The organism is Aminobacter sp. LjRoot7 (genome assembly GCF_964252895.1).
GTDB classification, from domain to species: Bacteria; Pseudomonadota; Alphaproteobacteria; order Rhizobiales; family Rhizobiaceae; genus Aminobacter; species Aminobacter aminovorans_B.
Genome location: NZ_CAXUPX020000008.1, coordinates 201069 through 214571, shown reverse-complemented (window position 1 = coordinate 214571; position 13503 = coordinate 201069). Strand labels below are relative to the sequence as shown.

At 63.1% G+C, this 13503-nt stretch carries 11 protein-coding genes; 6 read left to right on the top strand and 5 right to left on the bottom strand.

What is annotated here, in order from left to right:
• Positions 1 to 5 precede the first annotated feature (5 nt).
• Genes ccoG through holA form a run of 5 tightly spaced genes read left to right on the top strand, consistent with a single transcriptional unit; the run spans position 6 to position 5563 of the window.
• Entirely contained in the window at positions 6 to 1562 is a 1557-nt protein-coding gene (ccoG, locus tag ACSQ3E_RS21885; RefSeq protein ID WP_436124304.1) for a cytochrome c oxidase accessory protein CcoG, read from the top strand.
• Positions 1559 to 2056 carry a FixH family protein gene (locus ACSQ3E_RS21880; RefSeq protein WP_436124303.1) on the top strand — a complete coding sequence of 166 codons (498 nt, stop codon included), beginning with the start codon at positions 1559 to 1561 and terminating at the stop codon, positions 2054 to 2056. Before ccoG ends, ACSQ3E_RS21880 begins: the two co-directional genes overlap by 4 nt.
• Positions 2053 to 4323: a cation-translocating P-type ATPase gene (locus tag ACSQ3E_RS21875; protein WP_436124302.1), complete on the top strand. Its 2271-nt coding sequence runs from the start codon at positions 2053 to 2055 to the stop codon at positions 4321 to 4323. Before ACSQ3E_RS21880 ends, ACSQ3E_RS21875 begins: the two co-directional genes overlap by 4 nt.
• Positions 4320 to 4460 (top strand): cbb3-type cytochrome oxidase assembly protein CcoS, encoded by a 141-nt coding sequence (gene ccoS, locus ACSQ3E_RS21870; RefSeq protein ID WP_436124301.1) that lies wholly within the window; start codon positions 4320 to 4322, stop codon positions 4458 to 4460. The genes ACSQ3E_RS21875 and ccoS overlap by 4 nt, the downstream gene beginning before the upstream one ends.
• A gap of 53 nt (positions 4461 to 4513) precedes the next feature.
• Positions 4514 to 5563: a DNA polymerase III subunit delta gene (holA, locus tag ACSQ3E_RS21865; protein WP_310325672.1), complete on the top strand. Its 1050-nt coding sequence runs from the start codon at positions 4514 to 4516 to the stop codon at positions 5561 to 5563.
• Between the two features lie 108 nt (positions 5564 to 5671).
• On the opposite strand, the gene ACSQ3E_RS21860 is transcribed toward holA, so the two are convergent.
• The 5 genes from ACSQ3E_RS21860 to mnmE form a co-directional block, all read right to left on the bottom strand.
• Positions 5672 to 6553, bottom strand: a complete 882-nt coding sequence (locus ACSQ3E_RS21860; RefSeq protein ID WP_436124300.1) for a ParB/RepB/Spo0J family partition protein — start codon at positions 6551 to 6553, stop codon at positions 5672 to 5674.
• Positions 6554 to 6586: 33 nt separating this feature from the next.
• Entirely contained in the window at positions 6587 to 7384 is a 798-nt protein-coding gene (locus ACSQ3E_RS21855; protein WP_067955810.1) for a ParA family protein, read from the bottom strand.
• 39 nt (positions 7385 to 7423) lie between these two features.
• The gene (gene rsmG / locus ACSQ3E_RS21850; RefSeq protein WP_436124299.1) at positions 7424 to 8056 is read right to left on the bottom strand and encodes a 16S rRNA (guanine(527)-N(7))-methyltransferase RsmG; all 633 of its coding nucleotides are present in this window, start codon (positions 8054 to 8056) and stop codon (positions 7424 to 7426) included.
• Complete coding sequence (gene mnmG, locus ACSQ3E_RS21845; RefSeq protein WP_436124298.1) at positions 8053 to 9927, bottom strand: tRNA uridine-5-carboxymethylaminomethyl(34) synthesis enzyme MnmG; 1875 nt, start codon at positions 9925 to 9927, stop codon at positions 8053 to 8055. Before mnmG ends, rsmG begins: the two co-directional genes overlap by 4 nt.
• Before the next feature lie 169 nt (positions 9928 to 10096).
• Positions 10097 to 11416 (bottom strand): tRNA uridine-5-carboxymethylaminomethyl(34) synthesis GTPase MnmE, encoded by a 1320-nt coding sequence (gene mnmE / locus ACSQ3E_RS21840; protein ID WP_436124297.1) that lies wholly within the window; start codon positions 11414 to 11416, stop codon positions 10097 to 10099.
• A 62-nt stretch (positions 11417 to 11478) separates the two neighbouring features.
• On the opposite strand from mnmE, the gene ACSQ3E_RS21835 reads away from it, so the two are divergent.
• Complete coding sequence (locus ACSQ3E_RS21835; RefSeq protein WP_436124296.1) at positions 11479 to 13497, top strand: thioredoxin domain-containing protein; 2019 nt, start codon at positions 11479 to 11481, stop codon at positions 13495 to 13497.
• Positions 13498 to 13503 lie beyond the last annotated feature (6 nt).

Below are 13503 nucleotides of genomic sequence, written 5' to 3'. Positions count from 1 at the left end.
CGAGAATGCTCGACGAGAGGCAGGTGGAGAGGCTCGAGGTCACGGCGGTCAACTCCGCCAAAACCCGCCAACCGCTCTACACCGCGCGCCAGAAGGTGTTTCCCAAGCGGGCTTCGGGCCGGTTCCGCCAGTTCAAGTGGCTGGTCATGCTGGTCACGCTCGGCATCTATTATCTGACGCCGTGGCTGCGCTGGGATCGTGGACCCTACGCGCCCGACCAGGCCGTGCTGCTCGACATCGCCAACCGCCGCTTCTACTTCTTCGCCATCGAAATCTGGCCGCAGGAATTCTTCTACGTCGCCGGCCTGCTCGTCATGGCCGGCATCGGGCTGTTCCTCGTCACCTCCACCGTCGGCCGCGCCTGGTGCGGCTACACCTGCCCGCAGACCGTCTGGGTCGACCTCTTCCTCGTAGTCGAGCGCGGCATCGAGGGCGACCGCAATGCCCGCATCAAGCTCGACAGCGCGCCATGGTCGTTTGCCAAGCTGTGGAAGCGTACAGCCAAGCACACCATCTGGCTGGTCATCGCGGTGGCCACAGGCGGCGCCTGGATTTTCTATTTCGCCGACGCGCCCACCTTGCTCGGCCAATTCGTCACCGGCCAGGCTGAACCGGTCGCCTACATCACCGTCGCCATCCTGACCGCCACGACCTACGCCTTCGGCGGGCTCATGCGCGAGCAGGTCTGCACCTACATGTGCCCATGGCCGCGCATCCAGGCGGCGATGCTCGACGAGAACTCGCTGACCGTCACCTACAATGACTGGCGCGGCGAGCCGCGCTCGCGCCACGCCAAGAAGGCCGCGGCCGAGGGGCTTTCGGTCGGCGACTGTGTCGACTGCAACGCCTGTGTCGCCGTCTGCCCGATGGGCATCGACATCCGCGACGGCCAGCAACTCGAATGCATCACCTGCGCGCTCTGCATCGATGCCTGCGACAGCGTCATGGACAAGATCGGCAAGGAGCGCGGCCTGATCTCCTACGCCACCCTCGCCGACTACCAGTCGAACATGGCCATCGCCACCGATCCCGCCACGAGGGCCATCGATCCCGGGCGTGTGCGGGATGCCGACGGCAAGCTCGATAAGCGCATTTCGCATTTCCACATCCGTCGGCTCTTCCGCCCGCGCACCTTCGTTTATGCCGGCGCGTGGAGCCTTGTCGGTGTTGGCCTGCTCATAGCGCTGCTCAGCCGCGACCGGCTCGACATCAACGTCCTGCAGGACCGCAACCCGCAATATGTCGTCCTGTCCGACGGCTCGATCCGCAACGGCTACACCGTCAAGCTGCTCAACATGGTGCCCGAACCGCGAAGCTTCGAACTCAGCATCGAGGGTCTGCCCGGTGCGGTCATGAGTGTCGTCGGCATCGACCAGCTGGAGACGCGCTCGATCACCATCGACGCCGAGCCTGACAAGCTCAAAACCGTCAGGGTCTATGTCCGCCAGCCGCGCGAGCAGCTCAGCCAGGGGCAAGGCTTCTCCTTCGTCGTCGCCGACAAAGCGGGCGCCGAGCGCGACACCTACGCCGCAAAGTTCAACGTTCCGGAGGCAACAAGATGAGCACGCGCGCCATTCAGCCGAAAGCATTCACCGGGCGGCACATGCTGGCCATCATGGTCGCCTTCTTCGGCGTCATCATATCGGTCAACCTGCTCATGGCGACTTTTGCCAGGACGAGCTGGACCGGCCTCGTCGTACAGAACACCTATGTCGCCAGCCAGCAGTTCAACGAGCGCGTCGCCGAGCAGCGTGCCCAGGCGGCACTGGGCTGGAAGGGCAAGCTCACCATCGCCAATGGCGAGATCCGCTACAGCCTGACCGATCCCGCCGGCGCCCCGGTCGCTATTGACAGCGTGGCCGCCTCCTTCCGCCGCCCGGCCTATGAAGCCGAAGACTGGCAAGTGGCCTTGCAGCGTGGCGCCGACGGCACTTTTTCGATCGCAACCCCGCTGCGCGACGGCATCTGGATCGTCAGCACTGAAGCCTCGGTGGCAAACCGCGAACCATATCGCGAAGCGCGTCGGATCGTCATTTTCGGTGGAGCGGAGAAATGAACTGCTGCGGTCCCGAGGCCGATGTCGCGCTGGGCTTCAACCCTGTTGCCGCAAGCGGGCCGTCGCGCGAAGAAGTGATGCTTGCCAGTCGCCCCCTGCCCGGTGGTGTCAGGCAGGTCGAGCTTTCCGTCCCCGGCGTGCATTGCGGCGCCTGCATCGCCAACATCGAGGCGACCCTGGGCAAACTCGACGGCGTCGGGCATGCGCGTGTCAACCTGTCGACGAAGCGCGTTTCCGTGCGCTGGCGCGACGAAACCGGCGTGCCACCCGTTTCAGACACCTTGGCGCGGCTCGGCTACGAAAGCCATTTGTTCGAGCAAGGCGCCGACGACAAGGACGAGACGCTGGCCGAACTGATCCGCGGGCTCGGTATCGCCGGCTTCGCTGCCGGCAACATCATGCTACTTTCGGTCTCGGTCTGGTCCGGGGCGACGGATGCCACGCGCGACCTGTTTCACTGGATCTCGGCGCTGATAGCCCTGCCCGCGCTTGCCTTTTCCGGCCGTATCTTCTTTCGCTCGGCATGGGGTGCGCTGCACAACGGCCACACCAACATGGATGTGCCTATCTCCATCGGCATCCTGCTCGCCTTCGGCATGAGCCTCTACGACACCGCCAACAGCGGCCCGCACGCCTATTTCGACGCCTCGGCTTCGCTGCTGTTCTTCCTGTTGATCGGCCGAACGCTCGACCATGTCATGCGCGAACGCGCCCGCGTCGCCGTCAAGGGCCTCGCCCGGCTCGCCGCCCGTGGCGCGACCGTGCTTCAGGCCGATGGTACCAATGCCTACGTGCCGGTGCAGGAGATCGAGCCCGGCATGCAAATCCTGCTCGCCGCCGGCGAGCGCGTGCCCGTCGATGCCCGAGTGGTCAAGGGTCGCTCCGAACTCGACTGCGCCATCGTTTCGGGTGAAAGCGCGCCTGTTGCCGTCGAGTCAGGTGCCGTCTTGCGTGCCGGCACGCTCAACCTCACCGGTCCGCTGACCATCGAGGCGACGGCCAAGGCCCAGGATTCATTCCTCGCCGAGATGACGCGGCTGATGGAAGCGGCCGAAAGCGGCCGCGGCGGCTATCGCCGCATCGCCGATCGCGCCGCCGCACTCTATGCGCCCGTCCTGCACCTGACCGCCTTCCTGACCTTCGTCGCCTGGATGATCGCCGACGGCAACTGGCATCGGGCTATCACCATCGCCATTGCCGTGCTGATCATCACCTGCCCCTGCGCACTGGGTCTCGCCGTGCCGATCGTGCAGGTCGCCGCCGCCCGACGCCTGTTCGAGAACGGCATCATGGTCAAGGACGGCGCCGCCATGGAGCGGCTGGCCGAGATCGATACCGTCGTCTTCGACAAGACCGGCACGCTGACGCTTGGCACGCCCAGACTGACGAATGCCCACGAAATCTCGGCCGACGCCTTGTCCGTCGCGGCCGCCATCGCACGCCATTCGCGCCATCCGATCTCACGCGCCCTCGCCGAGACCCAGGCCGGAATGCCAACCAAGGATTGGAGCTTCGACAGCGTCGAGGAAATTCCAGGCTTCGGCCTGGAGGCACGGCTCGGCGCGGACACCTATCGCCTGGGCCGTGCCGCCTGGGCCTTCGATGACGCCACTTCGGCAAAGGGCACTGTACTGTCGAAGAACGGCACCGAACTCGCCACCTTCGCCTTCGAGGACAGGTTGCGGGCCGGTGCGATGGAAACGGTCGCAAATCTGCATACCAAGGGACTTGCCGTCGAAATCCTCTCCGGCGACCGGCCCGAAACCGTGAACGCGGTGGCCAAGGCTCTCGGCATCGAAACCTTCTCCGCCGGCGTGCTGCCGAGCGGCAAGGTCGAGCGTCTCGAGGCGCTGAAGGCCGAGGGCCGCAAGGTGCTGATGGTCGGCGACGGGCTCAACGACGCGCCGGCGCTGGCCGCGGCACATGTCTCGATCGCGCCTGCCAGTGCCGCCGACATCGGCCGCAGCGCTGCCGACTTCGTCTTCCTTCGCGAGAGCCTTTCCGCTGTCCCGTTGGCGCTCGATGCCTCGCGCGAAGCCAACAGGCTGATCCGCCAGAACCTGGTGCTTGCCATCATCTACAACGCCGTTGCCGTGCCGATCGCGCTGTTCGGCTACGTCACCCCGCTGGTCGCTGCGCTGGCGATGTCCGGCTCCTCGGTCATCGTGATCGCCAACGGCCTGCGGCTCGGCGCCGGCAAAAGCACCGCCAAGTCTGCCAGCAGACGAGAAAAAGCCTTCCCGGCCAAGGAGGCCATGGCATCATGAGCGGTCTTCTCGTTCTCCTGCCCGTCGCGCTGTTTCTCGGCGGCCTTGGCCTGGCTGCGTTCCTGTGGTCGCTGCGCAGCGGCCAGTACGAAGACATGGATGGCGCTGCCGAGCGCATCCTTGTCGACGACGACTAAGCCTGATGACAAAAGGGCTGCGACCGGACCAAGGCCTGTGCTAACAGGACGACATGGCGCAGAAGAAAGCTCACGAAGTCGATTCCTGGCTGGCCCGGCCCGCAGCCGAGGCCGTTATCGTGCTGATCTACGGCCCCGATCGGGGTCTTGTTTCCGAGCGCGCCACCGCTTTTGCCACCAAGACCGGCCTGCCGCTCGATGACCCCTTCTCCGTCGTCAAGATCGACGCCGCCGATATCGAGCGCGACAGCGGCCGCCTCGTCGACGAGGCACGCACAGTGCCGATGTTTTCGCCGCGACGCCTGATCTGGGTGCGCAATGCCGCGGCCCAGAAGAGCCTCGCCGACGACGTCAAGGCGTTGGCCGGCGACCCGCCGCGCGACGCCATCGTCCTGATCGAGGCGCAGGATCTCAAGAAGGGCGCGCCCTTGCGCACCATCGTCGAGGGCGCCTTTGCCGGCATGGCCCTGCCCTGTTACGGCGACGAGGCGCGCGACGTCGAAAGCGTCATCGATGAGGAGCTGCGCGCCGCCGGCCTGAACATGGCGATGGATGCCCGCAACGCACTGCGCCGTAGCCTCGGCGGCGACCGCCTGGCGACGCGTGGCGAAATCCAGAAGCTGACGCTCTATGCCATGGGCAAGGGCGAAATCTCGCTCGAAGACGTCAAGGACATGACCGGCGACGTCTCGGCCCTGTCGCTGGACGACGCCATCGACGCAGCGCTCGGCGGCAACATCGCCGAGTTCGACGCCGCTTTCACCAAACAATGCCAGACCGGCAGCCAGGCGGCACAGCTTCTCGCGACGGCCACCCGACACCTCCAAAACATCCATCTGATGCGCGGCGAGATGGAAAACGGTGGCCGCAACGCCTCGGCAGTCGTCGCGGCAGCGCGTCCGCCGGTGTTTTTCTCCCGCCGCCGCGCGGTAGAGCGGACCTTGTCGAGCTGGAGTGCGGCTGCGCTGACGCGCGCGCTGACGCGGCTGCAGTCGACGACGCTGCAGACACGCCGCCGGCCCGATCTCGCGGTTGCGCTGGCACGCCAGGCGATGCTCGGCATCGCCGTCGAAGGCGCGCGCCTCTCCTCGGGAAGGCGCTAGAGCGCTTTCGCAGACGGAAACCCGCTGTACAGTTTCCCTGGAATTGGCTCTGAACACAAAAACGCCGGCACAAGGCCGGCGTTTTCATTCAAGAGTCAATAGAATCAATTACATATGTTCGCTTTTCAGGCGACGACACAGGTCGTCGAGCTGTTCCAGCGAGCGGTAGCTGATGCGCAGCTCACCACCCTTTTCCTTATGCGCGATGGAAATCTTCATGCCGACGACATCGGTCAGAAGCTTTTCCAGCGCGATCGTATCCGGGTCCTTCTCGACAGGCCGCGACGGCTGCTTTTCCAGCAGCGCATCGGCGGGAAGTTGCGCCAGCGCCTCGGCCTGGCGCACCGACAACCCCTCTTCGACAATACGTTTTGCAAGCCCGGCCGGATCGGCGGCGGTGATCAGCGCGCGGGCATGGCCGGCGGACAGCTCGCCATTGACCAGCATGTCGCGGACCACGTCGGGCAGCTTCAGCAGCCGCAGCGTGTTGGCGACATGGCTGCGGCTCTTGCCGATGACTTGGCCAAGATCGGCCTGGGTATAATTGTGGTCGTCGATCAGCTGCTGGTAGCCCATCGCCTCTTCGATGGCGTTGAGATCGGAGCGCTGGACGTTCTCGATGATGGCGAGCTCAAGCGCTGTGCGATCATTGACGTCGCGAACGATGACCGGAATCTCGTTGACGCCGGCCCGTTGCGCCGCACGCCAGCGGCGCTCGCCGGCGATGATCTCATAGCGCCCGGCCTGGGCTGCTGGCCTGACGACAACCGGCTGCACCAGCCCATGCTCGCGAATCGACTGCGCCAGATCGGCAAGCTCGGCTTCGCCAAAATGGCGACGCGGATTGCGCGGATTGGGGCTGACGAACTCGATCGGCACCCGGCCGTCGGCCGGCGCCGCCGGCTTTTCCGGGGCCGCGGGCTTGTCCATTTCGCCGATGAGAGCGGCAAGTCCCCGGCCAAGGCGCTTTCTGGAAAGGTCTTCGTTCATGTCTAGTCCAGCTTGTTTCGAGTCCGAATCGATTTATGCGGCCCGGAGTTTACGTTCGCGCCTGATGACTTCCGAGGCGAGCTGCAGATAAGCCTGGCTGCCGGAGCATTTCAGGTCGTAGAGGATCGCCGGCTTGCCGTAGGACGGCGCTTCCGAGATGCGCACGTTGCGCGGGATCACCGTATCGTAGACCTTCTCGCCCATATGGGCGCGTACGTCCTCGACGACCTGGTTGGCCAGATTGTTACGGCCGTCGAACATCGTCAGCACGATCCCTTGGATCGTCAATTCAGGATTGATCGACCGGCGCACCTGATCCACCGTCTCAAGCAACTGGCTCAAGCCTTCGAGTGCGAAAAACTCGCACTGCAACGGCACCAGGACTGAATCCGCCGCGGCCATCGAATTCAGCGTCAACAGGTTGAGCGAAGGCGGGCAGTCGATCAGCACGTAGCTGTAGCCAGCCGCACGCTCCGCCGATGCCCGCAGCGCATTGCGCAGCTTCAGCACGCGATCCGGTGCCGAGGCGATTTCCATTTCGATTCCAAGCAGATCGAGGGTCGACGGGATGATCGACAGGCCCGGCACTGCCGTTTCCATCGCCGCCTGCTCGATCTCCAACTCGCCGGTCAGCACGTCATACGACGACACGCTGCGGTCCTTGCGATCGATGCCGAGACCCGTGCTGGCGTTGCCCTGCGGGTCGAGGTCGATGATGAGCACGCGCTCGCCGATGGCGGCAAGGGCGGTCGCCAGATTGATCGCGGTCGTCGTCTTGCCGACGCCGCCCTTCTGGTTGGCGACTGTGATGATTCTAGGTGTGGTTTTCATGGCTCGACTGCTGTTTTCCGTCTCGTCACAGCGCTGCAGCTAGGCGCGGCGCAGGTTCCGAATCTCGAGGATGACTCCCTGGGCGTCGGTCAGGCTCTGGTGTTCTACCAGATCGAATCTCCACTGGTGAGCGCTATCTTCGATTTCCTGGCGGTAATCCCGACCTTTGTGGAAAAGCGCCACCGTACCCGTCTCCAGCCATGGCGCCGACAGCTCCAGGAGCAGGGGTAGTGGTGCCAACGCTCGCGCACTCAATATCTCGGGGGCCTTGATGACCGCATGAACATCCTCGATTCGCTTGGAATGCACCTTGGCCGGCAGCGCAAGTTCGCCGATGACGGCCTGCAGAAACCCGGTTTTCTTCCGGTTGCTTTCCACCAGATCAATGGTTGCGCCCGATCGCTCGGCGACCATCGAACCGATGATCAGGCCGGGAAAACCGCCGCCCGAACCGATATCGAGCCACTTCTTGGCGTCGCCACCAAGCTTTACGACCTGGGCGCTGTCGAGGATGTGGCGCTCCCAGACTTCATTCAGCGTCGAAGGCGCAACGAGATTGATGCGCTGCGCCCACTTGCGGAACACAGTCTCGAAGGCTTTCAGTTTTTCAAATGTTTCACGTGAAACGGGACCGGCGACTTCTTGCAACCGGGCATAGGCGTCATTGTTCAAGCGGCGCCCCTACGTGACTGAGCTTCTGAATTGCGGACATGGGCTAGAATGATGGCCAGCGCCGCCGGTGTCATGCCGTCGATTCGCTGCGCCTCGGCCAGCGAACGCGGCCGACGGACGCGCATCTTCTGCCGAAGTTCGTTGGAAAGGCCAGGAACCGACTCAAAATCAAGCACTTCCGGGATCACCCTCTCCTCTTCCTTCAGCATCAGCGCCACATCGGCCTTTTGGCGGTCAAGGTAGACCGCATATTTCGCTTCAGTTTCAATGGCTTCCGCCGTCTTGGCATCAACCGAGGCTAGCTCTGGCAAGAACTTAACAAGTTGCGTGAACTCGATATTGGGGTACGCGAGGAGCTCGTAGAGCGATCGTTTGACGCCATCGAGGTTGACCTCGATGCCGTGCCGACGCGCCTCGTTGGGCGACAGCTTGAGTGATTGCGTCAATTCTCGCGCGGCTTCGACTCGCGCTGTCATCTCACCGAAGCGCTTCTCGCGCTCGGCCGAGGCAATGCCCAGCTCAGTGGCTAGTGGTGTCAGCCGCTCATCGGCGTTGTCGGCGCGCAGCGAAAGCCGGAATTCCGCACGCGACGTGAACATGCGATACGGCTCGCTGATGCCGCGGCTGGTCAGGTCGTCGACCATGACCCCGATGTAAGCCTGGGTACGGCTCAGGATCAGCTGTTCGCTGTTACCAGCCAGGCGCGCAGCATTGAGTCCTGCAAGCAGACCTTGCGCACCCGCCTCTTCATAGCCGGTCGTGCCATTGATCTGCCCGGCAAGGAAAAGGCCGCGAATGCGCTTGGTCTCAAGCGTCGGCTCCAGTTCGCGCGGGTCAATATGGTCATACTCGATCGCATATCCGGGTTGCAGCATGACCGCCCGTTCCAGGCCGGGGATCGACTTCAGAATGTCGAGCTGCACGTCCTCGGGCAACGAGGTCGAAATCCCGTTGGGATAGACGGTGGGATCGTCCAGCCCCTCCGGCTCAAGGAAGATCTGGTGGCCTTCGCGATCACCGAACTTGACGATCTTGTCCTCGATCGACGGGCAATAGCGAGGGCCAACGCCCTCGATCGACCCGGAATACATCGCCGATCGTCCGAGATTTTCACGGATGATGGCGTGGGTGGCGTCCGTCGTCCGAGTGATGCCGCATTCGATCTGCGGGTTGCTGATCCTGTCGGTCAGCAGCGAGAAAGGAACCGGATCCTCGTCGGCCGCCTGCGTCTCGAGCGATGCCCAGTCGATTGTGCGGCCATCGAGCCGCGGCGGCGTGCCAGTCTTCAATCGGCCGAGACGCAAGCCTGCGCGCTTCAGCGTCTCGGACAAACCCATCGAAGCCTGTTCGTTCATCCGGCCCGCCGGGAACTTGCGTTCGCCGATATGGATCAGCCCACGCAGGAACGTGCCTGTAGTCAGAACCACCGCGGCACAGGAAAGCCGCTGGCCATCGCCAAGCACAACACCGGTCAAACGGCCATTATCTATAATGAAATCAGGGACTTCTGCCTCAACGACACTGAGGTTCGGCTGTTCGGCAATCGCCTGCTGCATGGCCAGGCGATAGAGCTTGCGATCGGCCTGGGTACGCGGTCCGCGCACTGCTGGGCCCTTGCGACGGTTGAGCAGGCGGAACTGGATGCCGGCCGCATCGGCGACACGACCCATAAGGCCGTCCATGGCGTCGATCTCGCGAACCAGATGGCCCTTGCCCAGGCCACCGATGGCCGGGTTGCACGACATGACGCCGATCGTATCGCGCCGAAGGGTAACGAGCGCGGTCTTGGCGCCGGCTCGCGCGGCAGCCGAGGCCGCTTCGCAGCCAGCATGGCCTCCGCCCACCACGACGACGTCGTAGCTTTCACTCATCACAGTCTCCAGGAAACATTTGGCGAGACAGATGTCCCCATCTCCGTCTCATGTCAAGAGAATCGCTGCGGTGGTGGTTTCACGTGAAACAACTTGGCCGCGCGACGGCGAGTCAATGCCGATGTTTCACGTGAATCCTCACATTCCACCACTTAATGTTTCACGTGAATCACTTGCCAATGCAGAACTGCGAGAAGATGACGTCGAGCAAATCCTCAACATCGACCGCACCCGATAGCTTACCGATTCGGTCGCTCGCCAGGCGCAAATTCTCCGCCTTCAGTTCCAACAGGGCGTCCGGCGCGGAAAGTGCGGCATCCAGATACTCGCGAGCATTGTTCAGCAGCTCCACATGGCGCAGACGCGACGGCAGCACATCGCCACGCTGGCCAATCGCCGCAGCTGCGCGCTCGCCAATGATCTCGATTAGTCGGTCAATGCCTTCGCCATCCAAAGTCGAGATGGTGAGGGCGTAGAGCTGATCGGCGTCCTCACTTTTCATGCGGTCAAGCTTGGTGCCGATCATGATAACCGAAGCATCGGCGGGTATCGGTAGGTCGTCAGGAGCCGACATATCCTGCAGGAACAGCACGAGATCAGCGACCTTTGCACGCTCCTTGGCACGCTCGATCCCAATCGCTTCGACTTTGCCAGCCGGTTCACGCAGCCCAGCCGTGTCGGTGATCCGCACCTTCAGGCCGTCGATATCGAGAATGGCCTCAACAAGATCGCGCGTCGTGCCCGGCTCATCGGTGACGATTGCCGCTTCGCGTCGCACCAGCGCATTCAGAAGGCTCGACTTGCCAGCATTCGGCGCGCCGAGGATGACCACATCGAAACCGTCGCGGATCATCTCAGCTTTGCTGTAGCCATCGACATGACGCCCGATCTCGGTGATCAGCAAGCGAACATCGTCCCACACCTGGGTCGACACCGAACCTGGCACGTCGGACTCGTCAGCAAAGTCCATCTCCGCTTCAATCATCGCCCGCGCGTGGATAAGCCGCTTGCGCCATGCGAGATAGAGTTCGCTTTGCGCGCCGGCCGAGTTCATGACAGCGAACTGGCGTTGGGCTTCGGTCTCGGAGTTGATGAGATCGGCAAGCGCTTCGGCCTCCAGCAGGTCCATCTTGCCATTGAGGAACGCGCGCCGGGTGAATTCGCCAGCTTCGGCCTGCCTGAAGCCAGGCAATTTGCCAATTTCAGCGAGCAACGTTGCGACCACGGCGCGGCCGCCATGAACGTGGAACTCGCCGCAATCCTCACCGGTAAAGCTCTGTGGTCCGGGAAAGAACAAGGTCAACGCCTGATCGATCTTTCGTGCATCTGGCGCCGTCAGCGGCCCGTAATGTGCACGGCGCGGCTGTGGTAGCGCGCCGGCAATCGTTTCGAGAGCGAATCGAACATGTGGGCCGGAAATCCGGACGATCGCGACACCTGACGGGAGGTGTCCGCTGGACAATGCGGCGATCGAATCGGTGAATAGCATTTGCCGGTCTCTTGGAAGCGCCCTAGGTTGACGCCTCATTATCACTGTTTTGGGCTCGCCACATGCTTCCGCATGAAAACCTGCTTCGAGACGAAGGTAGCCCATATCTTCGCCAGCATGGCGACAACCCGGTGCATTGGCGCCCGTGGTCTCCGGCGGCATTGGCCGAAGCCGTGCGACTCGACCGGCCGATCCTGCTTTCGGTCGGCTACGCCGCCTGTCATTGGTGCCATGTCATGGCCCATGAAAGCTTCGAGAACGCCGAAGTCGCCGAGGTCATGAACCGGCTCTTCGTCAACATCAAGGTCGACCGCGAGGAACGACCCGATATCGACCAGATCTATATGGCGGCGCTCGCCAGCATGGGCGAACAAGGTGGTTGGCCGCTGACGATGTTCCTGACCCCCGGCGCCAAGCCGTTCTGGGGCGGAACCTATTTTCCGCGCGAGGCGCGTTATGGACGGCCAGGCTTTATCCAGGTGCTCAATGCCGTCGACTCCGCCTGGCGCGGCAAGCGCGCCAGCATCCTTCAAAGCGCCAGCGAGCTTGCCCAGCATGTCGGCAAACGGCTCGGTGGCAGCAGCCCGCGCTCGGAAATCTCGACAGAGACCGCCAGAACGTTGGCGTCCGGCATCTACGACATGATCGACGGTGATCTGGGCGGGCTTCGTGGCGCTCCAAAATTCCCGAACGCGCCCTTCATGCAGACCTTGTGGCTGTCCTGGCTGCGCTCCGGCAACGAACAACATCGCGATGCTGTCACGGAGAGCATGGCGCTTATGCTCGCTGGCGGTATCTACGACCATGTCGGCGGTGGCCTGGCCCGCTATTCGACCGACGCGCAATGGCTGGTGCCGCATTTTGAGAAGATGCTCTACGACAACGCCCAGCTGATACGCCAGGCGAACTGGGCTTATGCCGCCACGGGCAATGAACTGTTTCGGATACGAATCGAAGACACGATCGACTGGCTGCTGCGCGAGATGCGCCTGGCCGACGGAACCTTCGCCTCCAGCCTCGATGCCGACAGCGAAGGTGACGAAGGGCTGTTCTACACCTGGACGGCGCAGCACATAACCGACGTGCTCAGTGATGATTCGTCTATATTTTTCAAGCACTTCACGATCACCAAGCCAGATGCATGGGAAGGCGCCCCGATCATCCACCAGAGCGCGGTCCAAAGGGCGCGGGCCGTCGAAGATCGCGCGCTGGTTTCCAGCCTGACGACGCGCCTGCTGACAGCACGGGAAGAGCGCATTCGCCCTGGCCGCGATGACAAGGCGCTCACGGACTGGAACGGTTTGGTTATCGTGGCCCTGGCAGAAACCGGGAGAAGCCTCGGAAGAAGCGACTGGGTGGCTGCCGCGGCAACTGCTTTCGCTGCAATTTTGGCTTCAGCAACGCTTGAGGGCCGATTGCCCCATTCAAGTCTGGGTGAAAAGCGGCTCTATCCCGCCCTGTCGAGCGACTACGCGGCGATGATCAATGCAGCCATCTCCCTCTTCGAGGCGACACGGGATGCGCAATATCTCGTACACGGCGCGCATTTCCTGAAAATGCTCGAAGACTGGCACGCGGATGCGGACAAGACAGGCCATTACCTGACCGCTTCCGACAGCGCCGACGTGCCGATGCGCATCCGCGGCGATATCGACGAAGCGATCCCTTCGGCAACCAGCCAGATCATCGAAGCTGTGGTGCGGTTGGCCAACATCACCGGCGACATCGAGCTGCAGCAGCGCGCCTGGACAATCGCCGAACACGCCGCTGGCCGTATCCAGAGCCAGCAATACGGCCAGGCCGGGATCGTTAACGCCTGTGTGCTCGCGCTGGAGCCGTCAAAGCTGATTATCGTCGAAGATCCAGAGCAGCCGATGCTTGTTTCGGTAGCGAATCGGAACCCGGATCCACGCCGCGTCAACATCTTCCTGGCGCTTGGCGAAGACACGGCTCGGGCGAAGTTGCCCGGCGACATCCTGCCCGATACGAAAAAGGCCGGCGCATATCTCTGCACCGGCCTCATCTGTCTGCCCGTAATCAGCGATCCGGCGAAGCTTGAAGAAGCGCTTCGCCGCCGCTGATGCGAC

What these genes read in the sequence shown, in the direction of transcription:
- ccoG (WP_436124304.1), top strand. Translation starts at nt 6, where the DNA reads ATGCTCGACGAGAGGCAGGTGGAGAGGCTCGAGGTCACGGCGGTCAAC.
- ACSQ3E_RS21880 (WP_436124303.1), top strand. Translation starts at nt 1,559, where the DNA reads ATGAGCACGCGCGCCATTCAGCCGAAAGCATTCACCGGGCGGCACATG.
- ACSQ3E_RS21875 (WP_436124302.1), top strand. Translation starts at nt 2,053, where the DNA reads ATGAACTGCTGCGGTCCCGAGGCCGATGTCGCGCTGGGCTTCAACCCT.
- ccoS (WP_436124301.1), top strand. Translation starts at nt 4,320, where the DNA reads ATGAGCGGTCTTCTCGTTCTCCTGCCCGTCGCGCTGTTTCTCGGCGGC.
- holA (WP_310325672.1), top strand. Translation starts at nt 4,514, where the DNA reads ATGGCGCAGAAGAAAGCTCACGAAGTCGATTCCTGGCTGGCCCGGCCC.
- ACSQ3E_RS21860 (WP_436124300.1), bottom strand. Translation starts at nt 6,553, where the DNA reads ATGAACGAAGACCTTTCCAGAAAGCGCCTTGGCCGGGGACTTGCCGCT.
- ACSQ3E_RS21855 (WP_067955810.1), bottom strand. Translation starts at nt 7,384, where the DNA reads ATGAAAACCACACCTAGAATCATCACAGTCGCCAACCAGAAGGGCGGC.
- mnmG (WP_436124298.1), bottom strand. Translation starts at nt 9,927, where the DNA reads ATGAGTGAAAGCTACGACGTCGTCGTGGTGGGCGGAGGCCATGCTGGC.
- mnmE (WP_436124297.1), bottom strand. Translation starts at nt 11,416, where the DNA reads ATGCTATTCACCGATTCGATCGCCGCATTGTCCAGCGGACACCTCCCG.
- ACSQ3E_RS21835 (WP_436124296.1), top strand. Translation starts at nt 11,479, where the DNA reads ATGCTTCCGCATGAAAACCTGCTTCGAGACGAAGGTAGCCCATATCTT.